Source organism: Flavobacterium sp. LC2016-13 (assembly GCF_009707955.1).
GTDB lineage: Bacteria > Bacteroidota > Bacteroidia > Flavobacteriales > Flavobacteriaceae > Flavobacterium.
The window spans coordinates 1-26,099 of record NZ_WMDQ01000014.1 but is presented as its reverse complement, the minus strand read 5'-3'; the positions used below and the strand labels follow the sequence as shown (position 1 = coordinate 26,099).

Here is a 26,099-nt window from a genome sequence, read left to right as displayed (position 1 = left end):
GAGATTCTAAGTTAAACCTTTTTCAAAAATATAAATATAAAGCGCCTGCAATAACGGGCGCTTTTTTTTGGGTAATAAGTTACCACAGATTAAAATATTTAAAATCTTCGTTAAAAAAAACTCAAAGTCAAAAAAAATAAACTTTGAGCTTAGTGCCTTTGTGGCAAGAAACTTAATTAAAAGAATTAGTCAAAATTTTCCTTTTCGGAAAATCCAGATCAACTAAAACATTGTCGACCCAATTCGCGATAAAATCTGCATTTTCTTTCCACGCATCTAAAAGTAAGAAGTTATGGTTTGGTTCTTGAAACTCATCACAGCCGTTTTCTTCAAAATATTTCACCCATTCATTCCAACAAGTGTGAGTAACCGACATTACATTTTTAGAAGTTGTTTTCATACTATTTCAGTTTAAGGTAATTATTTTAAATATTTTTCAGTTCAGTAGCAGCTTGCAATAACAATGCTTTAAAACCAATATATGTGCCACAGTAAAAAACATTAATAATCAGAGAGTTTTCATTGTTTAGCCTAATATGAAATACTATATTTCGTTAATCAAATTAAGTTTAGTGAAATTTCAAGACAGTAAAGAATATAGGAACAAAGAGATTTATAACTTTTGAGATGTTGAGTTTAGAATTTAATAAGGAGCTATTTCCTGCTATCCGTTTCAATCTTTTGTTTTTTAAAGAAAAAAACAAAAGGATTTCCACTACTATCAGGGCTAGGGCAGTTGGTTTCATAAGAAGATTATAAGCAAAAAACTGTATAATCCGCGTGCAAAAAGAACTGGCAAACTTGTAAAAAAAAAGACACTACAATTATGCAGTGTCTTTTGATTTAAAAATCAATGATACCTTATACAACAGAAGGCTCAATAGAAGATTTTATAGTTGAATTAATAATAGACATTGTAAGGGGATCTAGTTCACCAGAGAAGAAAGCATCTAATATTTCCTGAAATACAGGATTTGTGTTTTCTGCCAAAGAAAAAAGTGTCATTGAAGAACGTAATTTTCTCGCATCTAAGTCTCCTAAAATACCATCTGCAGATTTTCTTTTAAAAGTTAAAAACAGTTCTGAAATTTCGATAAGATGTTTTCCTAAAATCGGGTGTTCTAAAAATTCGGTTGCCTCTTTTAAATCCGCAATCGCATAAAGATTTGCAGTATCACTAGTGCCAAGCCCTTTTATTTGAGGAAAAATGAACCACATCCAGTGTGTTTCTTTTTTCCCTTTACTAATTTCAGAAAGAGCAGTAAGATAAAGTTTGTTTTGCGCATCTAAAAAACGCGTTAAATCATTATTTGAATATGACATCGTAATATTGTATTTATAAAAAAGGGTTGCAAAAGTAGTAAAAAAGATAAGGGTTGCCTAATAAAAGGTTCATACTGTGGATGTTTTAACTTTTTGGCAAGGAATTTTCACTCAAAAAGAATCATAAGTATGTAATTTCTAAAATCATGGATCAAAAATCATATTTTTCGATTTACCCTTCTAAAAGTTAAATTTATTCTGGGTAATACATTTTTAGCCGTTTTAGGAACCTGGTGTTGCCAAAAACTATTTGTAGTTCCTGCCATCAATAAAAAAGAACCATGATGCAGCGGAATTTCGACTTGCGGAATCTCTTTTCGAAATTTATGACGCAATCTAAACATTCTGGTTTCACCAAAAGTTACCGAAGCAATAATTTGGTTTGGTCCCGTATTATGTTCCTTGTCGCTATGCCAGCTTACGCTGTCTTTGCCATTTCTGTATAGATTAAGCAAGACACTATTAAAGTCAAGTTGAGTTTCTTTTTCTACCCGGCTTCTAATAGTTAACAATTCATAAGTCCAGTCAGGACCATTCGGGTCTGCTCCATCATTATCTTTGTCTTCATACCAGGAAATCATTCTGGGAGCTGTTACAGTTTTATCATACATTTCCATTTCATATTCTCTCCATTTTGTCTGATGAAGGAGTTTTTCATAAAAACGATCAGATTCTTCTTTAGTAAAGAAGTTTTCAATCAAAATCAATTCAGAGTCAGGAATGTCAAAAACTTTTTTTCCTCCCAAACCTGTGGTAAATAATTCGGTGTCGCTAAATAGTGTCATTGTTTCCATTTATTTTTTATCAATTTCAATCCATACCGGAGCATGGTCACTTGTTTTTTCCCAGCCGCGCACATGGCGGTCAACTCCGCCAGAGCGTAATGCTGTCGCTATTTGTGGACTTAGTAAAAAATGATCAATTCTAAGACCTGCATCTCGTTCATAAGCATTTCTAAAATAATCCCAAAACGTGTAAATTTTCTCATCAGGATATAATTTTCTAATTGCATCTGTCCAACCTTGCGAGACAATATCTTTAAAAGCTTTTCGAACTTCAGGCCTGAAAAGAGCATCGTTTATCCATTTTTCAGGTTTATAAACATCCAATTCTGTTGGCATAACATTAAAATCGCCAACTATTATTACGGGTGTTTTTAAACTAAGCAGTGTTTTGGTGCGATCAGCCAAACGGTCAAACCATTTTAACTTGTATTCTAATTTTGGACCCGGCGCAGGATTTCCGTTTGGAAGATAAAGACATGCGATAACAACTCCGTTAATTAAAGCTTCGATATAACGACTTTGAATATCGTCTTCATCACCCGGAAGAATACGTGTTACTTCCTCAATCTCCATATTAAGGGCGAGAATTGCAACACCATTCCATTGCTTTTGTCCATGCCAAATAGCATTGTACCCCGCATCATTAATAGCCTGAACAGGAAAATTATCTTGTGGCGCTTTTAATTCCTGCAGGCAAACAACATCTGGTTTAGCTTCTTTAAGCCAACGTAATAAAACATTTAAGCGGCCATTGACTCCATTTACGTTATAAGTTGCTATTTTCATTTGACATTCAATTAGTTGTATTGTTAAATTTACAGCTTTTAGGCATTAATATTTACAGGAATTCATGTTCTTATTTCAGAAACTTTTTGTTAAAGAATACTTTGCGCGGGTATTTTTCTGCGTAAGCAAAAATCAATTGCACAATGTATTGATTGCTTTTATAAGGCGTAGCATAATTTTTTACTTCTGCCGGATCAGTAATGGCAACATCTGATGGAATATATCCCATGCCATAAAAATGACCATTTTCTATCCAGATACAACTTCTTTCTTCTGTTGTTCTTCCTTTTTCTATAATCGCAAAAGTAGGTCTGTTGTTTAATAAAAAATCAATAGCATTGTCGACTTGCTCATTGTGAAGCGAAACATCCGGTAAATCTTTTATATCATTATTTTGAAATATTTCTCCTTCTTCAGGTCTTGAATATTTACAAAATCTATAATCAATTTCAAATTGTTCTGCCAGACTCCGTAGTATATTTGTTCCTTCGTGTATACTGCTGAAATGCTCAATGCACGACTGAAATTTATTGAGTTTTCCAATTGCAAGATATTTATATCCGTTGCGGGCTTCATATTGATACAATCCAAATTTTGGTTCAAATCGCTTTAAAGCCCTATTATATGTTGGCCAAAGATGCTTAATTTCTGTACATTCTAATAGCAGGGCCATTAATTCGTTGCCGCAAACTTCAAAAGAAATTGAATAAATATCCCGTAAGAAATGTTGTCTTTGCGGATTAATCTTATGACCACTAAAATGAGAAGCTACACGCTTTTTTAAATTGATTGCCTTTCCCACATAAATAACTTTTTTAACCTCATTATAAAAATAATATACACCTGGTTTTTCAGGTAAATTATTAAAATCATCAGGAGGAAGATTAGGCGGTAAACGTTGATCTTGCGCCGTATTTTTGATCATTTTACTAATATGTCCCTCATCGTCCCATTCCAGCAATCGGGAAAACAATACAGCAGTAGCATCTGCATCACCACCGGCACGATGTCTGTTTTCTAAAGATATATCCAGCGACTTGCAAAGATTCCCTAAACTGTATGATCCTAATCCAGGTTTAATTTTTCTGGCTGCACGAACAGTGCATAGCTTTCTTGCCGTCCATTTAAAACCTGCTTGTTCAAGCTGATGACGTACAAATGAATAATCGAAGTTTACATTATGAGCAACAAAAACACGATCAGTAAGCATTTCTAATACTTGCTCTGAAATGTCATCAAAAATAGGTGCATTAGCCACCATTTCATTATTAATGCCTGTAAATCCAAAAATAGAAATTGGTATTTCTCTTTCCGGATTTACAAGTGTTTCAAAGCGGTCGATTACGCTTGTTCCGTCATGAATGATGATCGCAATTTCTGTAATACGGCTTCCACTGGCATTGCCGCCTGTGGTTTCAATATCTACTATGGCATATTCTTGCTTTTTCATCTGTATTTAACGTAAAATCGATTGTTTTTCTGTTGTTTTAATAAAATTTAAAATATGTAATAGGCTTATTTTTTATCTGAAAAAATTAAACTTTAACCGTAATAACATCTTTTAGTGAAGTAGAAAACTTGGGAGATAATCTATTCTGCTTCATTTTCCATTGCCGTCCTAAGGACTGCACTCCGAATTTAATTTTATTATTACCATAACTCTGATTCATTTTATCAATTACCCTCATTAAAGGTTCATGTTTAGGATTTGAAGTTTCGAATAAATTAAGCTGCGTTTCACTATTTGGCGTCAAGCCCATTACAATTACACCGGCTTTTTTATAGCGATATCCATTTTTAAAAATAGCTTTAAATCCTTTTTGTGCGGCCTCATTAAGCTCTATTGTCGAATTGGTTGGAAAATCAGTCGTAATGGTAATACTTCGTGAGTAATGAGATTGCTCATTCTTTAAAAAACTAGTCTGAATAAAAACAGTTACCATATTACAATGACAATCCTGACGCCTTAATTTTTCTGCACAAGATGCTGTAAACGTGCTGATTCTTTCAGAGATTTCTTCATAAGTAGTATATTTTTTTTCGAAAGATCTCGTAGTTGCAATCATTTTTCGGTCTGACGTATCCTCTAATTCTAAAGTTGATTTCCCTTCTAATTCATGCTTTAACCGAAGTCCTACGACAGACATTTCTTTTCTTACCCAGGCATCCGGAAGCTCGGTAAATTCATAAGCCGTGTTGACTTTTTTTAATTTAAGTCGTTTGGCGTGTTTTCTTCCAATTCCCCAAACATCTTCAATTTTAGACCATTTTAACGCTTTAATTCTTTTTTCTTCAGAGTCAATGCAATAAACACCCTGTGTACGATCTGCAAATTTTCGGGCAATTTTATTTGCCATTTTAGACAAAGCTTTAGTAGGCGCAAAACCTATACTAACGGGAATACCAGTTCCTTGTGTGACTTCTTTTCGCATTTTTAAACCCAATGCATTCAGATCGAATAAATCGTAACCTGAAAATTTCAGGAAAGCTTCATCAATACTGTAAATTTCGATTTCGGGCGTATACGTTTGAAGCAGGTTCATGACCCGATTGCTCATATCGCCGTACAATGGATAATTAGAAGAATAAACAAAAATATTTTTTTCTTTAAAAACAGATTCATACTTAAAAGCAGGAATGGCCATTGGTATGCCCAAAGCTCTGGCTTCATCAGACCGCGAAATAACACATCCATCATTATTCGAGAGAATAACGATAGGTTTTCCTCTTAAACGTGGCTCAAATACTCTTTGACAAGAAGCATAAAAATTGTTACAATCGACTAAAGCAAACATTTTCTAAATGTGTTTTTTTATTTCTATTTCTCTTTTGTCAGTTTGACAATAAACTCAAAAAGTTTTAATACTATGAATTACAATTCCCCAAATCACAAAATTATTTTCCGGAGTTACTTTTATAGGTTGATAATCTTCATTTTCTGCAATAAGCCAGATGAGGTCTTTTTCTATCCTGATACGTTTTACGGTAAATTCGCCATCAATTTGACAAACAGCAATTTTATTATTTTGAGGCTCCAGACTTTTATCAATAATCAATAAATCACCATCATTAATGCCTGCATTTTTCATAGAATGCCCTTTTACCCGGGCAAAATAAGTAGTGTATTTATGCTTGATGAATTCTTTGTTGAGATCAATTGATAATTCGATAAAGTCATCTGCAGGCGAAGGAAAACCTGCGCTGATACCAACGTCAAAAAAAGGCAGCTTAATTTCAGAACTTACATCCGGAATGTACAACTCTATTGATTTGGTGGTATTTATATTTCTCAATTTCATGATCACTTCAAAAAAATGTTTTCTGTATAAAGCAAAATTAGTACAGATGATAACATTTTTTCATATATTTGCTGTTCCAAATTATAACAAATTAATTATGTCCTTATTTTCAGACAACATCAGAGCATTAAGGGTTAAGCATAAAATATCGCAGGAGAAATTAGCTGGAAACCTAAGTATTACAAGAGGAAGATACGTTAAATACGAAGATGGAACTTCGGAAGCACCGTATGATATTTTAAAGCAGATTGCTTTATATTTTCACATGAGCATTGACTTGTTATTGTCTGTTGATGTTCGTAAAATTGACGTGGAAAATTTAATAAAACTGGAAGGCAACCGACTCATTTTACCAATCCAGGTCGATCAATTTGGAGAAAATTATATCGAAATCGTATCCCAAAAAGCAAAAGCAGGTTATCTAAACGGCTATGCTGATCCGGAATATATCGAAAGTTTACAACAGGTTTCTCTTCCATTTTTAGGACCGGGTAAACACAGAGGTTTTCCTGTTGAAGGCGATTCGATGCCTCCGCATGAAGATGGTTCAATTATTATTGGTCGTTATGTAGAAAGGCTGGGAGAAGTGATGGATGGAAAGACTTATATCTTGATAACCAAAAGCGAAGGAATGGTTTACAAACGTCTCAATAAAAATAAAAAGAACGCTTTGGTCTTAGAATCAGATAATAGTTTTTACCCGAATTTTGAAGTGAAAGCTTCTGATATTTTAGAGATTTGGGAATACGAATGCAACATAGGCCGATCAGACAAAAAACAAGAAATAACGGAAACTGGAGCAATGAAGGATTTACTTTTAGAATTGAAAAGAGAAGTTAGAGAAATTAAGAATAATACTTCGAATACTTAAAAAAGTTATTGCCACGAATTCACGAATTATTTTAAATTAAAATTCGTGAATTTGTGGCAAAAAATCCTAAAAAACCTTAACAAAACTCAAACCATATTGCTGCCCATTATAAAAAGGAGCAACCATAGAAGTTGATTTAATTTCAGAAGACGATTTGAATAATTTTTTAGTAATATAAGGATTCATCCAATATGCTAGTTTAGTGCTCAAAATCCCAATTCCCGCTCCGGCAGCAACATCGGTTAACCAATGGCGGTTATTATAAATTCTAAATAATCCCGTTCCGGTTGCAACAGCATAACCGGCAATTCCGTACCAAATCGATTTGTCCTTGTATTCCTGCCATAAAAACTCAGCTCCGGCAAAAGCAGTTGCAGTATGTCCGGAAGGAAAAGAATTGTTAGAACTCCCGTCAGGTCTTTCTTCATGCACAATCGATTTTAAACTCAAAATTGTTGTCGCCATAATTGCGTACGAAGTCACAAATATTACCGAGCGATCCCGCATATTGTTTTTACCTTTTATACCAAATGCATTCAAGGCATAAACAGATGCTGCAGGCGCGTATTGAGAGAAATCATCAATAGTAATTTTCTCGTCTATATCTTCCGTAACTTCTTTTTTAATTTGCGAATTGAAACTCAGCAACTGATCACTTTCAAGACCAATAACACCATACCCAATTAAAATACTCGGAATAATTAATTTTTTGTAGTTAAATTTTAAATGATTTGAAGTGCTGTCAATTTTTGTAATGGAATCATTTTGTTGTGCATTCGCAGAAAATAACCCAAACAGAAATACCAGAGAAATCGTTTTGTAAAACATTTTTTTGTCGTTATATTTTGCAATAGTAACGAATGTTCGACGTAGGTATTTTATGCTTAATTGAACCTTAAGCGAAAATTAATTTCTGGGTTTTAAATAAGATAGTTGAGTTAAGATTGGCTAAATTTTTTAATATTTTTTTCTTTTAACAATTAACAATTAACAATTAACAATTAACAATTAACAATTAACAATTATTCTTATACCTTCAACGAAAACCAAAACGTACTTCCTAATCCCAAATTACTTTCTACACCAACGTTTCCATTTTGCGCTTCAATAAATTCTTTACTTATCGCTAGACCTAATCCTGTTCCGGATTTTTGACTTCCGGGAACCTGAAAATATTTATCAAAAACTTTGTCTTTATATCGAGTATCAATTCCTTTTCCGGTGTCGATAACCTGAAAGACAATTTGGTTGTTTTCTTTTTTTAGTTTGATGTGAATTGTACTTTTTTCAGAAGAATATCGAATGGCATTTGATAAATAATTAATCAAAACCCAGCCTGTTTTTTCACTGTCGGCTTTTACGTCCTGCAGATTTTCATCGGCATCAATTAAAAGATTTATTTGTTTTTGATCAGCCTGAACTTTTACAGCTTCAACAGCATAATTTACAATTTCATGCGGATTGCTTTTTTCGATATTTAACTGAATATTTCCGGTTTCTAATTGCGATAGATTAAGCAATTCGCCCGTGATTTTCAACAATCGCTGACTGTCATCTTTTATACTTTCGACCAATTGTTTTTGGTCGTCGTTCATGTCGCCCGTTTTTTCATTTTCAAGCAACTGCAGACTTAATTTTATAGAAGCAATAGGCGTTTTTAATTCGTGTGAAACGGTTGCAATAAAATTGGTTTTGGCAAAATCCAGTTCTTTAAAAAGCGTAATGTTTCTCAGAATAATAACATCACCAATATTAATTTCTTTTTCTTCTCCGGTTGGAATTATGGTAATATTTAGAATTTCTTTTTCGAAATAACTTTCTTTTCCGTGAGCATAAATTTTAAGCGGATGTTTTTTAGGAGAATCTGAATCTTCTTTTAAAATTAAAGAACGAATCAAATCATTCGACAAGGCTAGATTAGAAGTCGATTTCCCAATAACATCCTCTAATTTCAAACCAATAATTTTCAACGCTTCATCATTGGCAAACAAAACAATTCCTTCATTATCTAATCCAATAATAGGATCGTTCATATTATTGATTAAAGTTTCCAGTCGTTTCTTTTCGAAAAAGAGTTTGTATAAATTACTATCGTTATATTCCTGAAGTTTCTGCGCCATCGTATTAAACGATTTGGCCAAATCTCCAAATTCGCTATGACTCGTAAAATGAACGCGCTCAGAGTAGTTTTTATTCGCAATTTCTTTAATACTCAGCGTTAATTCCTTAATCGGATTGGCAATGTTATTGGGTAAATTGACCAGTAAATTAAAAGCAATCAAAAAGCATAAACTTCCCACAATGGCAATCCATAAATTAGCATTTTCGGCAGTCAGTTTTGCAATGTCGCTTTTCTGTTTTATAGCATCCAGATTCAGTTTCATAATAGCAAAAATATCCTGTCTGATTTTTGCTTTTATAGCTTCGTTGGCACCATTTTGTTCTAAAAGCGTAAAACTTTTTTCCAGGTTTGCAGTTGCTTCTTTTTCTCCGGGTTCCGTAACATTTTGTGTTTGTTTTTCAAGATATTCCCTGAAAACATGAATCTTACTATCAGGGCTGGCTTTAATTTCATCCAAAGACAAAATCATATTTCGCGAATATTCCAGCGTATTATAATTCGCTTTCAGAATATTTTCTGTGTCTGCTTTTATCAAAAAAACAGAATAACCGCTCACTAACGAAAGTATAATGATCATTAAAAATAATAATCCAACTCCCAAATTCAACTTGGTTTTAATTCTCATTTTATAAAACATTTAATTTTTTTTTGAACCATATAAGTGATATAAGAAAATATTAGAATTGCTTTTTTTAACCGCAAAGGCGCAAAGATTTCGCAAAGCACGCAAAGATTTTTTCCATAGTACAAACAAAAACCTTTGCGACCTTGCGACTTTGCGAGCAAAAAAACTTTAGCGAACTTTGCTTATAAACCTTGCGTTCTTTGCGGTTAAACTACACGTTCCTAATTTAAATGAACTTATATAACTTATATGGTTTAAAAATTTTTTCAAGACAGAATAACAAGATCAACATTTGATAAAGACAGTTTGTTTAACAAGCGCCTAAAAATTGTTGTAGACAAAATTACTTTAAATAAATTCAAATGCGGTTTTCCGATACATACAGTTGTAATTTGTTTTTCTTCTACGGTTGCCAAAATCGCATCGGCAATATTTTTGTTTTCTAATTTAACTACTTCTCCGCCTAATTGTACGGCGAGTTTAAAATTATTAATTAAATGTCTTTGTTTGTCCAAAGCAATTTTAGTACTGCTTTCCTGCGGAGTTTCCACATATAAAACATACCAGGATCCATTGTAATAACTTGCCAAACGGGCCGCTTTTCTAATTACAATTTTAGCCGTTTTATCATTACTGCTAATGCAGGCCAAAAGCTTTTCATGTCGTAATGCATGAAGATTCGGAACTTCATTTTCAACTTTTCGAACGACCTGACTCGCTACTTCTTTCAAAGCCAATTCCCGAAGCTGTAAAATCTGTTCCGATTTAAAAAAGTTCGTTAAAGCGGTCTGAATTTTATCCGGAGTATAAATTTTTCCTTCTTTCAAACGCGCTATCAAATCTTCAGATGTTAAATCGATATTGACCACTTCATCCGCCAAACGTAAAACATTATCCGGAATACGTTCCTGAACATCAATGTTGGTAATACGTTTTACAGCTGAATTTAAACTTTCAATATGCTGAATATTGACAGCCGAAATCACATTAATTCCAGCTTCCAGAATTTCCAGAACATCCTGCCAGCGTTTTTCATTTTTGCTTCCTTCAACGTTTGTGTGCGCTAATTCGTCGACAATAACTACTTCGGGACGAAGATTAATAATCGCCTGAACATCCAATTCCTCCAATTCTTTTCCTTTATAGAAAATGGTTCGTCTCGGAATTATGGGCAAACCCGCTAATAATTCATGTGTTTCCTTTCGCATGTGCGTTTCGATGTAGCCAATTTTTACATCAATTCCGTTTTTCAATAACGAATGTGCTTCCTGAAGCATACGAAAAGTTTTGCCCACACCGGCGCTCATTCCAATGTAGATTTTAAACTTTCCCTTTCTTGATTTCTGAATTAAATCGAGAAAGTGCTGTGCGTTATTATTTTCGTTTTCCATATTTTTTTGCCACGAAGGCGCTAAGTCACAAAGTTTTTTTTTAGCCACGAATTCACGAATTCTTTTAAATAAAAATTCGTGAATTCGTGGCGAATAAATTAGCACAAAAAAAATCCTTTTAATCTGTGTAATCTGTGGCAAGAAATATTTTTCTAAAAAGAAATCGCCAACGAAGTCGTTAAAAACGTATTTGTATCCGTTGGAAGATTATCTTTATTGGTGAAGATTTCATCTTTACTCGAAAGATTTCTGGCTTCAATTCTAAACATAACATTATCAGTAACTAAGTAATCAAAGTTAGCTGAAAATCCATAAGATTTAAAACCGTTTGGCGTTTCAGTCGCGATAATTACACCTTTTTCATCACTATAATATTCACCGCGGGCTGCAAGCTGAATTTTATCTGTTGGCTTGTATTGCAGAATCAAAACTGGCGAAAACCAAGTGTCATATTTGTTACTGTTTTTAGCCGACTGCTGAGATCCAACATCAAAACCAGCCGTTACATTTGTTTTCTCTGTTACTTTAAATTGTCCGTAGAAATTATTAAAATAACGCCATTTTTTGTCAATATCCGGCTGTTCATTTCCAACATAAGTACTCCAGTTCAAAACCACTTTATCAGATGGTTTGTAGGTAACCTGAGTTCCAAAAGCAGGCGTTTGATTGCCTTCTACTTTCTCAATTCGCTGCCAGCCGTTTAAGTACATTCCGGCCAAATACCATTTTCCAGATTCTGATGTATAACCAATTTTAACTCCCGTTTCATAATAAGGAGAATTCTCAGCCAGAATACTTCTCGTCAAGGTTTGGCAGTCTTTTCCAATCGCACTTTCAAAACCAATATGCGAAGGCATAATTCCCGCATCAATCCATAAATTATGACTTTTCGAAATCTTTACACCAACATTTGCCTCGTAAACATTTTTCAATAAACCTTGTTCAGCAGCCATATTATATTCAGCATAAGTTCCCGCCATCAAAGCAAAATTTCCACGAATATTTTCTTTCGAATAATTCACTTTTGCCATACCTAAATTCAGATTTACCTCGTTACTTTTATTATAACTGTAAAAAAAGTTCGGTCGAGTATGATTTTCAGGTTTCCCGAAATCATAACTATAATAAGCGTCTACATATCCTGAAAATGTAAACGGACTTTTTGATTCTTCTTGTGCTTGTAAATTGCTGTAACCAAAAGCGATTAAAGCAGTAAGTATTATTTTTTTCATTTTTGTGGTATTCTATTATTTATTAGTAGATTTTTTAGGAGCTAATCCCGCTATCCGTTTCAATCTTTTGTGTCTCGTTAAAGAAACGAGACACAAAAGGATTTCCACTACTATCGGGGCTAGGGCATTTGGGGTAAAAAAGGCATTTTGTATTTTAATAGGTTTTATATCCTAACAGGTTTCCAAAACCTGTTAGGTATTATTCTAAGTTTAGTTTTTCGATTCCAATCCTCGCCAAAGTTTGTCATCCGGACGAAGTATCACACCAGAAGCTCGACAAAGATTGGCGATCATGCGGACGGAGTTTCTCGTGTGATCCTTCGTTCCTCAGGATGACAAACTATACGGTTACTTCATGATAATAGCTTGATGAAGATTAATCATACCTACAAGGTTTTGAAAACCTTGCAGGATAAAAACTTAGAATGTCAGTATCTTAGTCCCGAAGCCTCGGGATAGCAACTTAGAGTTTTAGCGAAGCTGATCCAACGCTACATTCAATTCCAAAACATTCACCGTTTCAGGACCAACGACAGCAGTATTAATTTTAGATTCAACCAAAGCTTTTACTTTAGTTTCATCCAGTTTTCTTTCTTTAGCAATTCGTTTTACCTGAATCAAAGCGCCTTGCGGAGAAATATTCGGATCTAAACCACTTCCTGAAGCCGTAACCATATCTGACGGAATATCAGCTTTTTTCAAGTATGGATGAACCAATAAAAGTGTATCAATTCTTTTTTGAACCAAAGCCAAATAATCAGCATTGCTTGGACCTTTGTTGCTTCCGGCACTTCCGGCAGCATTATAATCAACAGCAGATGGTCTTCCCCAGAAATAATTCGACTTATCGAATTTCTGACCAATTTTTTGATAACCAACAACTTTTCCGTTAACCGAAATCGTTTCTCCTTTTCCTTGATTTGGAGCCAATTGTCCGATTCCGTAAATCGCTAAAGGATAAATAACTGCGAACAAGATTAAAGTAACCGCAGTAAGTTTTATTATAGAAAATAGATTTTTCATTTTTTTCATTTTTAGAGGTTCTAAGGAGCTAAGGTTCTAAGGGACTAAGAAAAAACTTAGCACCTTAGCATCTCAGAACCTTAGTAACTTTTATTTACATAAATAAGGCAACAATTAAATCAATTACTTTAATTCCGATAAAAGGGACAATCAATCCGCCAAGACCATAAATCAAAAGGTTTCTTTTTAAGATGGCACTAGCTCCAATTGGTCGATAATCAACACCTTTCAGCGCAAGCGGAATCAATATCGGAATGATAATCGCATTGAAAATTACAGCCGACAAAATCGCACTTTCAGGACTATGCAAATGCATGATATTTAAACCTTGAAGCGCAGGAATCGCAGTAATAAAAAGAGCAGGAACAATAGCAAAATATTTCGCAACGTCATTTGCAATAGAAAAAGTAGTTAAAGTTCCGCGAGTCATTAAAAGCTGTTTTCCAATTTCAACAATCTCGATTAGTTTCGTTGGGTCATTGTCAAGATCGACCATGTTTCCGGCTTCTTTTGCTGCTTGAGTTCCACTATTCATGGCAACTCCAACATTGGCTTGAGCAAGGGCAGGAGCATCATTTGTTCCGTCACCCATCATGGCAACTAATCTTCCTTCGGCCTGTTCTTTTTTGATATAATTCATTTTATCCTCAGGTTTAGCTTCGGCAATAAAATCATCAACACCGGCTGCTTCGGCAATAAATTTGGCCGTAAGCGGATTATCACCTGTAACCATTACCGTTTTGATTCCCATTCTGCGTAAGCGCTCAAAACGTTCTTTCATTCCGGTTTTGATAATATCCTGAAGTTCGATAACACCTTGAACTACATTGTCTTTAATAACAACCAGAGGCGTTCCTCCGTTAGACGAAATCGTGATTACTTGTTGTGCAGTATCTTCTGGAAAAGAATTTCCGGCTTGCTGCGCAATGTTTTTCGCAGCATCCTGAGCACCTTTTCTAATATTAGTTCCGTCTTTTAATACGACTCCGGAAGTTCTGGTTTCGGCAGTAAATTTTATAGTGTGAGAAATATTTTCTGTGAAATGCGCAATATCAGATTGTATTTTACCATTTAAGTCGATCGTTTTGCTCAATTCAATAATACTTTTTCCTTCAGGAGTATCATCAGCAAGTGAACTCAACACGGCAGATTTAATAAAATCATCCAAAGAAATTCCTTTTGTTGGATAAAAATTAGTTGCCTTTCTGTTTCCAATGGTGATGGTTCCTGTTTTATCCAAAAGCAGTACATCAATATCTCCGGCAGTTTCAACCGCTTTTCCTGATTTTGTAATTACGTTAGCTCGTAAAGCTCTGTCCATTCCCGCAATACCAATCGCAGAAAGTAAACCTCCAATTGTAGTTGGAATTAAACATACAAACAAAGCGATGAAAGCCGCAATCGTGATGGGTGCGTTGGCATAGTCGGCAAACGGTTTTAGCGTAACGCACACAATCACGAAGATTAAAGTAAATGCGGCTAATAAAATGGTTAAGGCAATTTCGTTTGGTGTTTTCTGACGGCTTGCACCTTCAACCAAAGCAATCATTTTATCCAAAAAGCTTTCGCCAGGTTCAGAAGTTACTTTTACTTTAATTTTATCAGATAATACTTTTGTTCCTCCGGTTACGGATGATTTATCTCCGCCAGCTTCCCGAATAACAGGAGCACTTTCTCCGGTAATGGCACTTTCGTCGATTGTAGCCAGACCTTCAATAATTTCACCATCGGCAGCAATTAAATCGCCGGCTTCGCAAACGAAAATATCGTCTTTTTTTAATGCCGAAGAACTAATGTTTTTAATTTCTCCGTTAGGCAGAATCTGTCTTGCAGGAGTTTCTTCTCTTGTTTTTCTTAAACTGTCGGCTTGTGCTTTTCCTCTCGCTTCGGCAATTGCTTCGGCGAAATTGGCAAATAAAAGCGTTGCCAGTAAAATTAAAAATACAATTAAGTTATAAGTAAAACTTCCTTGGTCATTTGCGCCCATTAAGATCGAAACGCAAACAGCAAACATAATTGCAGTTCCAATTTCTACGGTAAACATTACCGGATTTTTGATCATCAACTTTGGATTAAGCTTCACAAAAGATTGCGCTAAGGCTTCTTTTACTTGCTTACTTTCAAACAATGATGTGGATTTATTAGTTGTCATTTTCTTGTAAAAAGTTAAATGTTATTTGTTAAATGTTATGCGCTAAAAACATATAGATTATAGAATATAGCCAGTGGTTTCAACCGCTGGGACGCAACGTATATCACAATCTTTGTTCCTGCAATTCGTTTCCCGTGGTTGAAACCACGGGCTATATTGAAATGCGAATGGTAAAATCGTTATTCTAACTATGTGTGAAAACGAGTTTTCTTTTTATTCTTTTTTATAGATTTAAATTCTATGTCTCTATGTGTTTAGAATATTTTCAGCATTTTTATTTTAGTGTAAAATACTCTGCTAAAGGTCCAAGCGCCAACGCTGGAAAGAATGATAAAGCAGCGATAATTGCGATTACGGCAAAAGTCATGATTCCGAAAATTGATGTGTCGGTTTTTAAAGTTCCGGCACTCTCCGGAATGTATTTTTTACCTGCCAATAAACCTGCAATTGCCAATGGCCCAATGATTGGAATAAAACGGCTTAACAGTAATACAATTCCTGTAGTAATATTCCAGAATGGATTATTATCTCCCAAACCTTCAAAACCAGAACCGTTGTTAGCAGCACTAGAAGTGTATTCGTATAACATTTCTGAGAATCCGTGATTTCCTGGATTGTTCAACCATCCTGTTGCGTTTCCGTTAAACCAATAACCCATTGCAGTGTCATACGCAGCAAAATAAGAAGCTAAAGCAGTTCCGGCTAATATTAATAAAGGATGAAGAATGGCGATAAAAGCAGCAATTTTAACTTCCCGCGCTTCGATTTTCTTTCCTAAAAACTCAGGAGTTCGACCTACCATCAAACCGGAGATAAATACAGCCAGAATAATGAAAATGTAATAGTTTAGAATACCAACACCGCATCCGCCGTAAAAAGCATTCACCATCATAGATAATAGCTGCATAGTACCAGACATTGGCATTGAACTATCGTGCATACTGTTTACAGAACCTGTAGAAATTACGGTTGTAGCAATACTCCAGAAACCTGACATTGCGGGACCAAACCGAACTTCTTTTCCTTCCATCGCTCCGGTTGCTTGTGCGATTCCCATTTTTTCGATAGCAGGATTTCCGTTGATTTCGCTCATAACTGTTGGAACAACCAGAAGTAAAAATCCAACCGTCATTACACCAAATATGATATTTGAAAGTTTTCTTTTGTTTAGGAAAAATCCAAGTGCAAAAATCATGGCAAACGGAATAATCATTTGCGCCCAAAGTTCAACTTGGTTAGTAAAATAAGTTGGATTTTCTAATGGATGAGCTGAATTCGCTCCAAAAAATCCACCACCATTTGTACCAATATGTTTGATCGCAATAAAGGCCGCAGCTGGTCCGCGAGAAACTTCTACATGATCGCCTTGAAGCGTCGTAATAGCATCTTTACCTTCAAAAGTCATCGGAGTTCCGCTAAATACTAGTGCAACAGCCACAATTGCTGAAAGCGGCAATAAAATACGAGTACAGCTTTTGATGAAATAATTGTAAAAATTACCTAATTTTTCTGTCGTTCTTTCTTTCATTGCCGTGAAAATCATAGCAGCAGCAGCCATTCCGATACCAGCAGAAACAAATTGAAGGAACATCAAGACGATTTGTGAAAGGTAAGAAACGCCACTTTCGCCTGAATAATGCTGTAAATTACAGTTTACAATAAATGAAATAGCCGTATTAAAAGCCAAATCTGGCGTCATGGACGGGTTGTTATCAGGATTTAAAGGTAAAGATCCCTGAAACAATAAGACAAAAAAGCAAAGAAAGAACCAAACCATATTAATACTTAAAAGTGCTTTTAAGTGTTGTTTCCAGTTCATTTCTTCAGCAGGATTTATACCGCTTATTTTAAAAATAAATTTTTCAATTGGATTGAAAATCGGATCAAAAAGTGTTTTATCTCCCAAATAAACTTTAGCAATATATTTTCCTAAAGGAATTGCTAAAACAATGGTTAGGATAAAAATACCAATGACGCCTAATAATTCTGTGTTCATATATTTAATATTAGATTGTTGATTTTAGATTTTAGATTTCTTTGAGACAATCTTAAATTCTAAAAATTCATATTTTAAAATTTTTCGGGTTTGATTAATACATAAACCAAATACACGAAAACGGCGATTGAAATAATAAATAGTGCGGTCATGATTTAGATTTTTTCAAAAAATTCAACAGAGAGAAAACAAATTGCGAACAGCACGACGGCCAATGCGAGTAAAAGAAAAGTGATCATAGGATTTATTTTAGATTTAAAATTGTAGACTTTAGATTTTTCGATTAAACAATTAAACAATTAACCGATTAAACTTTATACGCCCGAAGCATTAATTTGCTTGATATATTCCGTTTTTAGCGTTTGTGGAAAAAGATGTGAAATATTGCAGTGGCGCATTTCCATAAAAGAAGAAACCGAAAAAACATACACATTAGAAATGGCATTTTTAGTTTCGATGCTTCCGGTTATAAACAAACGTTCGGCAAGAGCCAGACATTTCTTCGCTCTTACGATATTGCCGGAAATAATAGATTTTTTAGTGATTTCGGCAAACCGTTCAGCTTGTTTGTAGATTGAGGTTACTTGATTTTTCATTTAGAATGAATTTTAATGTTCTTCCTCCTTATGCCAAAATACGTTCCGAAAAAATCAAGTAACAGCTAAAGTGCTGTCAATAAAAGGAATGTCGTTGCATGCCAAAAATCAGGCATAAAAAAAGCCTATCAAAATGATAAGCTTTTATTGAAATGATAAGGTTGTTTCGATTATTACCGATTCCTGCAAGGTTTTCAAAACCTTGAAGGTATTCTATTTAAGTGTAAAGTTCAAATTATTTAAAATCTAAATCTGCAAGGTTTTGAAAACCTTTTAGGATGAATTACGGTTGTATATTATATTCTTCTAATTTTCGGTACAAAGTTGCAATTCCAATTTCGAGTAATCGTGCCGTTTCAGCTTTATTTCCTTTGGTATAATTTAAAACCTTTTGTATATGAAGCTTTTCAACACTCTGCATCGAGAAAGCCGACATTGATTTGGTGCTTTTTTCAGCTTGATGCTGCATTTCGTATGGGAGAACATCTGAAGTTAAAGTATCGCCATTACTCAAAATAACCGATCTTTCGATGATATTTTTGAGTTCGCGGATATTTCCCGGCCAGGAATAGTTTTCTAATTTCTGCAGAAAATCATCACTGATATGTAATGTTTTTTTATTTGTTTTTTCAGAAAACTGCTTTACGAAATGATGTGTCAAAACCGCAATATCTTTGATTCTTTCTCTTAAAGAAGGCAATTTAATTTCGAAGATATTCAAACGAAAATACAAATCAGAACGAAAACGATGTTCATCGCTTTCTGTTTTTAAATCTCGGTTTGTAGCCGCAATTAATCTAAAATTTGACTTTTTTGGAGTTGTATCTCCAACAGGAATATATTCGCTGGTTTCTAAAACACGTAATAATTTAGCTTGAAGATCAATTGGCATTTCACCAATTTCATCCAAGAATAAAGTTCCTCCGTTTGCTTCTTCAATAAAACCCTTTTTATCTTTTAAAGCCCCGGTAAAAGCGCCTTGTTTATGACCGAAAAGTTCACTTTCCAAAATTTCTTTACTAAAAGTGCTGCAGTTTAAAGCCACAAAAGATTTCCCGACACGATTACTGTTTTCATGAATCGCCTGCGCAAAAACTTCTTTTCCAGTTCCGGTTTCGCCGGTAAGTAAAACGGTAGAATCAGTTTTGGCTACTTTTTGTGCGAGATCAATAACCTGTTCAATTCCTTTTGATTTTCCAATAATGGTACTGAAAGAATATTTATCGCCGATTCGTTTTTCAAGCTGCTGTACTTTCTTTTGTAAATGCACTTTTTCAATTGCTTTATAAAGAAGCGGAATAATTTTATCATTGTCGTCGCCTTTTACAATATAATCAAAAGCCCCGTTTTTCATTGCCTGAACACCATCCGGAATATTACCAAAAGCAGTCAGCAGAATAACTTCCGTAAGCGGAAAACTTCCTTTTATATTTTGAAGAAAATCAACACCGTTTCCGTCTGGTAATTTTACATCACATAAAACAACATCAATATCCGTTTGTTCCAGTTTTTTAAAACCTGATTTTAAATCTTTGGCTTCGATAACTTCAAATCCTTCCGATTTTATAATACGTGCCAACAGACTTCTCAGTTTTTCTTCGTCGTCTATAATTAAAATTTTGTGTGTCATTTGCAGATAAGCTAAAACCGAATTGGTATTTTGATGTACAAATTTAGGTTTAAAATCACTTTGCTTTTTTAATTCAACAGAAATTCTTGCGAAAATTCAATTTTAAGATCGCTCCTATATTCAAATGATTGAAAGCTAATAAAATTAAAAATGACAGAGCGTAAAAAGTTCTTTGTTAATTTACTTAGAATTAAACTTTTGAACGGTTTTTCAATAAACAATATAGAAATGAAGCAATATGAATTTTAAAATAATATCAGGAAAATTCACATAAAAGCAATTTTTAATGATTTATATTTGGAGAAAAGTTTATTTTAGTTATAATAATTAACTAATTTTATACCAATATATTACATACGTTATAATACTAAAAATACCACAATTATGAAAACTGCATTCGGCGATGTCAATAATTCATCTGAAACTGCATTAAAAAAACGAATTTTAATTGTTGAAGATCAATTTATTGAAGCACATGATTTGCAATTAATCCTTGAAAAAGCAAATTATGAAGTAACCGGAATTGCACGTTCTGTAGATCAGGCTTTGGAGCAAATTCAAATAGAAAAGCCCGATTTAGTGTTTGTGGATATTATGCTAAAAGGAACCCGAAACGGAATTGATCTTGCTCAAATTCTTAAAGAAAATCATATTGGGTTTATTTATATATCTGCAAATTCAAGCAAACGAATTTTAGATCAGGCCAAAACTACGCAGCCTTACGGATTTATTGTAAAACCTTTTAGAGATCAAGATGTTTTAACCACCCTTGAAATTGCTTTTTATCGACAGGAATACAGTTTAGAATCGCAATTATTGCAACAATTGCAGTTGCAGAATGATATTACCGAAATCATTAATTCAAATCTAAAATGGGAGGAAAGCTTACTTTTACTGGCAAAAAAAATGCAGACTTTTATTTCATTTGATTATTTAGAAGTAGGTTTTGCTAATACAACGCATTACGCTAATCTTGGAATTATGCGTAAAAATATCGATGATTATCAAATTATAAGTCCGGAAAAATTTTCTAAAATCGCCGATATTTCTGTAAAAGAACTAAATGAAACCTATAAAAAATCAAAAACAGATTCAGAGCCTATTATTTATAGTGAAGAAAATCTCATTAATAATTTTCAGGTTGCACCTATAAAAGGTTTAATCGCACATAATTTCGGAATCAAATCATATTTGGTTTTTCCAATTTCAATTGCAGCAATTCAAAAGTTCCATATTACGTTTTATAGCAGAAATTTTAATGTTTATTCTCCTGATAATTTAAAATTGTTATCAAATTTAGAAAACAATTTTATTCAGTTTATTAATAAAATGTATTCTGTTGAGGTTTTAAATGCAGATGAAAAAATTAAAAAAGAAACAATATATAAGAACTTAAATTCAGAAAAAGAGATGATTGGTTTTGAGGGAATTATTGGAAACAGTACACAAATGATGACTGTTTTTAATTACATTAGAAAAGTTGCCCCTTCAGATACATCAGTTTTAGTTTTAGGCGAAAGCGGAACCGGAAAAGAAAAAATAGCGCAAAGTATTCACGCATTATCACCACGAAAAGATAAACCTTTAGTTATTATAAACTGTGGTGCTATTCCTGAAAATCTGGCAGAATCATTACTTTTTGGTCATGAAAAAGGAGCTTTTACGGGTGCATTGGATAAACGGATTGGCAAATTTGAATTGGCTGATGGAGGAACTATTTTCCTGGATGAAATTGGAGAAATGCCAATGGAACTTCAGGTGAAATTATTACGCGTTTTGCAGGAAAGAGAAATTGAACGCATTGGTGGAAAATCGCCCATGAAAATTGATGTCAGGATTATTGCAGCAACAAATAAAGATTTAGAAGAAGAAGTTGCAGCCGGAAGATTCAGAATGGATTTATATTATCGCCTGCATGTTTTTCCTATTATGGTACCGCCATTAAAAAAACGAAAAGATGATATTCCCGAATTAGCGAATCATTTTATAAAAATATACAGCGAAAAAATGGGACGTAAATCTCCTATACTTTCTGAAAATGCATTAGAGCAAATCATAAATTACAACTGGCCGGGAAACATTAGAGAACTCGAACATGTAATGCAGCGGACAATTTTGTTGACCGAAGGAAATACAATAAAAGAAATCGAAATTTCAGCGTCTTCAAAAATGCATGCCGAAAATGCAACAGAATCATTTTCTATTAAAACAATTCTTGAAAACGAACGGGATTATATTTTATATATTTTGAAAAAATGTAACGGAAAAATTTCAGGAATTGGTGGAGCTGCCGAGATTTTAGACATTCATCCATCGACATTAAATTCTAAAATCAAAAAATTAGAGATCAAACGCGAGTTAAATTAATAAACCTTTTCGATCCAATTTACAATAAACAATGCAACCTTTTCCCAATTTGGCTGTCCTAAAACAAAATGGTTTTTACCGCTGAATTCTTTATAACAAGTAATAGAATGAAGGTTTTTGTACTTTTTGAAATTACAATAATTGAGCGATGATGGGATAATAGTATCATCAGAGCCAGACAAAAACAACAGCGGTTCATGTTTTTTTTTGAAATTTATTTTTGCTGTTTTGCTTAGTACATTTCTAAAAATACATTTAGATTCGGGAAGTACCAATTGTTCATAAGATATTATTTGTTCCTCAAATGACATTCCGTTTGTAAACGAATTTTGCCATTCTTCAAACGACATTAAAAAAGTTTTTTTTGAAGAAGTAAAAAAGCCAAGAGGTTTCCAAATCACTTTATAAAAAGAAATTTTTCTTGGCAAAACAAATTGCGGAGGAACAGAATGTATACAAACTCCGGCCCAGGCCAATTCTTTTTGCATCAGTAATTGCGTTAAGAGCCCGCCGTAACAATGTCCTATTAAAATAGGTTTTTCAGGTAATTTTTCTATAATTTCAGTATAGTAATCAATTAATTGCGGCAAGCGTAATAAAGCAATTTTACAATCAGGATGTTCATTTCTTAAAATTTCTACTGATTCATTTTTCTGAGGCCAGGGCGGCGCAACTGTCTTATATCCTTTATCTCTAAAAAAAACAATCCATTCCTTCCAGCAAGAATGACTGATAAATGCTCCCGTTATAAACACAATAGTTTTTGTATCAGATAGGTACATAATAGTTTAGTTTTGAGATTTTAATTAGTATAGAAACTCAGAATACTCTTATATAACAAATCACATACCTTTTTACAAAGCTTTGAAATTAAAGCGCTGTTGCTAAATGATGATTTTGGGAATTATTATATTTCGTTAAAAAATATTTAGAACTATTGAAATATCATTTTTTTAAATAAAATTTTAGCAAAGAAATGTATCTTTAAAAACTCTAAATCAATTACCTCTAATGAAAAAACCACAGTCAGGAGCAAAAACATTTCTATTCACCATTGTTCTAATACTTAATTTGACATCTTTTTGTTTTGCAAATAGATTAAATTTCAAAATAGATTCTACAAAATCAAAAACTATATCTTTTAAAATAAAATTAAAATCAGCTGATAAAATCACAATTAAACCTTCAGCATTAAAGTTCGATAAACATTTAGCATACAGTTTTACCGTTGATGACGGATATCGATCAGCTTATTTAATAGCTTTTCCATTATTTAATGGAGGAAAAATAAGCGGCCCAATGATTAACGAATGGAAAAATGATCAGGGTGGAGACGGAACAAACTCAAAAGGACTTTTTTATTCTAATGGATTGGGAAATAAAATTCCATTTAAACTAGGCTTAGCGATTAACGGTGGTGCAATTGGAGATTTTTCGGCCTATCGCGGACATCTTTCATGGGCAGAAGTAAAAGAAATGTACGATGCAGGATGGGATATTTTGAATCATGGTTTTCATCATGCAACCAAACACGGAACTAATTTTTTGACAGAAGTAACAGAAAATACAACATCAATACAACAAAATTTAGGATTTACGATGTCACATTTTGTGGTGCCGGGCGGAGAAAGTGACCCCGGATATCAATTAGAATATGAAAAAGATGCATTAGCAAATGGTTCTTTTTCTGTGGCATCTTATGTCGGATTGGGACCTGTAATCAATGTAAAAGACAAAGTCAATCTTGATAAAATGATTTACGGAAGAACTTTTCTCCAAAGCTCAAAAGACACAATTGGATTTAAAACAATGGATCGCTTTTTAGCAACCTTTGATTCCGTAGCTAAATTGCCGAATCCAATTTGGTATAATGAATTCACGCACGGAGTTGGAAACGGAAATCTCTGGAATTTAAGCATGCGTTTTCCGGATTTTAAATATTACATGACAGCAATTGCTAATAAATACGGATCAAAAGGAAATGATTCTATTTGGATGGCGCCTTGGCAAGAAGTTTATGAGTATATATGGTTGCGTGATAGAATCAAAATCAAATACACACAAAACAATAAAGAAGTAATAGTAACGATTGAACTTCCTGAAATTCCTAAAACCTTTCGAAATCGAGACATTTCGTTAACAATTGATACTTCATCTAAATTTGAAATAGAATCAGATTCATCAGATTTTAAAATTTCCAGCGACGGAAAAACAAAACATAAACTAATTAATATTCAACTTAAATAAAGTATTAAGTAATATTCTAAACATTATAATTCTATTAACATTAGAAAAGAAAAGACATCTCTATAAATGAATTAATTTTGTGTAAATTAAAAAATTACATGAAAAACCCAATTTCAGTCTCAATATTAGAATTAGCTATCATCACACAAGATAGCAATGCCGGCGAAACATTTCAAAAAACAAAAGACATAGCACAACTCGCAGATCAGTTAGATTACAAGCGATTTTGGTTAGCCGAACATCATAATATGGCACACGTTGCCAGTTCAGCAACAGTAGTCTTAATTGGATATATTGCCAGTCAGACAAAAAATATCAGAGTAGGTTCAGGCGGAATTATGTTACCAAATCATTCTCCTTTAATAGTAGCAGAGCAATTTGGTACTTTAGAAACACTTTATCCAAACAGAATTGATTTAGGATTAGGAAGAGCACCAGGAACAGATCAGCCAACTGCCGAAGCCATCAGAAAAGACTTTTTTGAGCAAGCACAACGTTTTCCAGCAAATGTAAGCAAGCTTCAGGATTACTTTTCATCCGAAAATGCAACCGCCAAAGTACGTGCATTCCCTGCCGAGGGCACAAATGTTCCTATTTGGATACTCGGTTCAAGCATGGAAAGTGCTGCCCTTGCCGCAGCATATGGTTTGCCGTACGCTTTTGCAGGTCACTTTGCGCCACGCCAAATGATACAGGCATTTGAGTTTTATCGTGAAAACTTTCAGGCTTCAGATGTTTTAGATAAACCCAAAACAATGGCTTGTGTTAATATCGTTGCAGCAGACACAAATGAAGAAGCTGAATTCCTGTCTACAAGTTTGTATCAAATGTTCCTGAACCTAATTCGTAACGATCGTAAAGGATTGCAGCCACCAGTACCATCTTTAGATGATATCATGAGCGAAGAAGAACGCTTTCATGTCAATCAAATGACCGCATGTACTTTTACAGGAAACAAAGAACAGTTAGCAATAGATCTTAAAAATTTTATTGATTATTCCCGTGTAGATGAATTAATGGCAACAAGTCCAATCTTCGATCATCAAGCCAAACTAAAAAGTATTCAAATTACCAAAGAAGTAATCGATAGTTTAAATTTAAGTATACATATATAAGTACAATTTCTATATAATATATATAAGATTACAATTTCATTCTCCAACCCGACAGTTTTTAAAACTTGTCGGGTTTGTTTTTGTTACCTATATAATAAGAGTAAAACTATATAGTATTCCTTTGGCAGAAGCTTTTCTGTAATTAGAATTAATGAGGAGCTATTCCCGCTATCCGTTGCAATCTTTTGCTTTTGAAAAAAAAAAACAAAAGGATTTCCACTGCTATCGGGGCTAGGGCAGAGGTTTTCCAAAGGTAAATCAGGTATAAAGGAGAAGAAACCATCCCAAAAATAAAAATTAGTGTCTTCGCGCCTTTGTGGCAAAACCTGCAAAAGATAGTAAGAACACAGTAAAAGCAGAAAATGCCAAAAAAAACTTTGTGTTATAAAAAACACACTTCCAGCGAGTTAAGAAAAACATTGAAATTATATAATAAAAAGTGTTGTAAATGTAAATAAAGGTGCTACTTTTGCACCCGCAACAGCGACAGACGTTCTTTTAAATACTGACAGGCAAATAAATCAAAATGAAAATAAATT

22 protein-coding genes are annotated in these 26,099 nt (G+C 33.8%); 4 read left to right on the top strand and 18 right to left on the bottom strand.

Features of this window, described 5'->3' with window-relative positions; genetic code table 11:
- Positions 1-172: 172 nt before the first annotated feature.
- The 7 genes from GKZ86_RS21795 to GKZ86_RS21765 form a co-directional block, all read right to left on the bottom strand.
- Positions 173-400: a hypothetical protein gene (locus tag GKZ86_RS21795; protein ID WP_154785169.1), complete on the bottom strand. Its 228-nt coding sequence runs from the start codon at positions 398-400 to the stop codon at positions 173-175.
- Positions 401-861: 461 nt separating this feature from the next.
- Positions 862-1,323: a DUF1810 domain-containing protein gene (locus GKZ86_RS21790; RefSeq protein ID WP_154785168.1), complete on the bottom strand. Its 462-nt coding sequence runs from the start codon at positions 1,321-1,323 to the stop codon at positions 862-864.
- Between the two features lie 158 nt (positions 1,324-1,481).
- A complete protein-coding gene (locus GKZ86_RS21785) occupies positions 1,482-2,108 on the bottom strand; it encodes an alpha-ketoglutarate-dependent dioxygenase AlkB (protein WP_154785243.1) in 627 nt (208 codons plus the stop codon).
- A 9-nt stretch (positions 2,109-2,117) separates the two neighbouring features.
- Positions 2,118-2,894: an exodeoxyribonuclease III gene (gene xth / locus GKZ86_RS21780; RefSeq protein ID WP_154785167.1), complete on the bottom strand. Its 777-nt coding sequence runs from the start codon at positions 2,892-2,894 to the stop codon at positions 2,118-2,120.
- Positions 2,895-2,964: 70 nt separating this feature from the next.
- Positions 2,965-4,344: an exonuclease domain-containing protein gene (locus GKZ86_RS21775; RefSeq protein WP_154785166.1), complete on the bottom strand. Its 1,380-nt coding sequence runs from the start codon at positions 4,342-4,344 to the stop codon at positions 2,965-2,967.
- An 85-nt stretch (positions 4,345-4,429) separates the two neighbouring features.
- Entirely contained in the window at positions 4,430-5,689 is a 1,260-nt protein-coding gene (locus tag GKZ86_RS21770; RefSeq protein ID WP_154785165.1) for a Y-family DNA polymerase, read from the bottom strand.
- 54 nt (positions 5,690-5,743) lie between these two features.
- Positions 5,744-6,193, bottom strand: a complete 450-nt coding sequence (locus tag GKZ86_RS21765; RefSeq protein ID WP_154785164.1) for a LexA family transcriptional regulator — start codon at positions 6,191-6,193, stop codon at positions 5,744-5,746.
- A 97-nt stretch (positions 6,194-6,290) separates the two neighbouring features.
- Here GKZ86_RS21765 and GKZ86_RS21760 point away from each other — a divergent pair, with 97 nt between their 5' ends.
- Positions 6,291-7,064: a LexA family transcriptional regulator gene (locus tag GKZ86_RS21760; RefSeq protein WP_154785242.1), complete on the top strand. Its 774-nt coding sequence runs from the start codon at positions 6,291-6,293 to the stop codon at positions 7,062-7,064.
- A 66-nt stretch (positions 7,065-7,130) separates the two neighbouring features.
- Here the strand turns inward: GKZ86_RS21760 and GKZ86_RS21755 are convergent, their stop codons facing one another.
- The 10 genes from GKZ86_RS21755 to GKZ86_RS21710 form a co-directional block, all read right to left on the bottom strand.
- The gene (locus GKZ86_RS21755; protein ID WP_154785163.1) at positions 7,131-7,892 is read right to left on the bottom strand and encodes a phosphatase PAP2 family protein; all 762 of its coding nucleotides are present in this window, start codon (positions 7,890-7,892) and stop codon (positions 7,131-7,133) included.
- 200 nt (positions 7,893-8,092) lie between these two features.
- Positions 8,093-9,811 carry an ATP-binding protein gene (locus GKZ86_RS21750; protein WP_154785162.1) on the bottom strand — a complete coding sequence of 573 codons (1,719 nt, stop codon included), beginning with the start codon at positions 9,809-9,811 and terminating at the stop codon, positions 8,093-8,095.
- 266 nt (positions 9,812-10,077) lie between these two features.
- Complete coding sequence (locus GKZ86_RS21745; RefSeq protein WP_154785161.1) at positions 10,078-11,202, bottom strand: sensor protein KdpD; 1,125 nt, start codon at positions 11,200-11,202, stop codon at positions 10,078-10,080.
- 152 nt (positions 11,203-11,354) lie between these two features.
- A complete protein-coding gene (locus tag GKZ86_RS21740; protein WP_154785160.1) occupies positions 11,355-12,434 on the bottom strand; it encodes a porin in 1,080 nt (359 codons plus the stop codon).
- Positions 12,435-12,905: 471 nt separating this feature from the next.
- Entirely contained in the window at positions 12,906-13,457 is a 552-nt protein-coding gene (locus GKZ86_RS21735; RefSeq protein WP_154785159.1) for a K(+)-transporting ATPase subunit C, read from the bottom strand.
- 94 nt (positions 13,458-13,551) lie between these two features.
- Positions 13,552-15,609: a potassium-transporting ATPase subunit KdpB gene (gene kdpB / locus GKZ86_RS21730; protein WP_154785158.1), complete on the bottom strand. Its 2,058-nt coding sequence runs from the start codon at positions 15,607-15,609 to the stop codon at positions 13,552-13,554.
- 274 nt (positions 15,610-15,883) lie between these two features.
- Positions 15,884-17,605 (bottom strand): potassium-transporting ATPase subunit KdpA, encoded by a 1,722-nt coding sequence (gene kdpA / locus GKZ86_RS21725; RefSeq protein WP_154785157.1) that lies wholly within the window; start codon positions 17,603-17,605, stop codon positions 15,884-15,886.
- Between the two features lie 74 nt (positions 17,606-17,679).
- Positions 17,680-17,757 carry a K(+)-transporting ATPase subunit F gene (gene kdpF, locus GKZ86_RS21720; protein WP_081909388.1) on the bottom strand — a complete coding sequence of 26 codons (78 nt, stop codon included), beginning with the start codon at positions 17,755-17,757 and terminating at the stop codon, positions 17,680-17,682.
- 162 nt (positions 17,758-17,919) lie between these two features.
- Positions 17,920-18,201 carry a hypothetical protein gene (locus GKZ86_RS21715; RefSeq protein WP_154785156.1) on the bottom strand — a complete coding sequence of 94 codons (282 nt, stop codon included), beginning with the start codon at positions 18,199-18,201 and terminating at the stop codon, positions 17,920-17,922.
- A 283-nt stretch (positions 18,202-18,484) separates the two neighbouring features.
- The gene (locus GKZ86_RS21710) at positions 18,485-19,831 is read right to left on the bottom strand and encodes a sigma-54 dependent transcriptional regulator (RefSeq protein WP_154785155.1); all 1,347 of its coding nucleotides are present in this window, start codon (positions 19,829-19,831) and stop codon (positions 18,485-18,487) included.
- A 384-nt stretch (positions 19,832-20,215) separates the two neighbouring features.
- Here GKZ86_RS21710 and GKZ86_RS21705 point away from each other — a divergent pair, with 384 nt between their 5' ends.
- A complete protein-coding gene (locus GKZ86_RS21705; protein WP_154785154.1) occupies positions 20,216-22,198 on the top strand; it encodes a sigma 54-interacting response regulator in 1,983 nt (660 codons plus the stop codon).
- On the opposite strand, the gene GKZ86_RS21700 is transcribed toward GKZ86_RS21705, so the two are convergent.
- Positions 22,195-22,980, bottom strand: coding sequence for an alpha/beta hydrolase (locus GKZ86_RS21700; RefSeq protein ID WP_154785153.1), 786 nt, complete (start codon positions 22,978-22,980; stop codon positions 22,195-22,197). The genes GKZ86_RS21705 and GKZ86_RS21700 overlap by 4 nt on opposite strands.
- Positions 22,981-23,209: 229 nt before the next feature.
- Between GKZ86_RS21700 and GKZ86_RS21695 the strand changes: the two genes are divergently transcribed.
- Positions 23,210-24,445, top strand: a complete 1,236-nt coding sequence (locus tag GKZ86_RS21695; RefSeq protein WP_154785152.1) for a polysaccharide deacetylase family protein — start codon at positions 23,210-23,212, stop codon at positions 24,443-24,445.
- A 98-nt stretch (positions 24,446-24,543) separates the two neighbouring features.
- Positions 24,544-25,560: an LLM class flavin-dependent oxidoreductase gene (locus GKZ86_RS21690; protein WP_154785151.1), complete on the top strand. Its 1,017-nt coding sequence runs from the start codon at positions 24,544-24,546 to the stop codon at positions 25,558-25,560.
- The last annotated feature ends 539 nt before the right edge of the window (positions 25,561-26,099 follow it).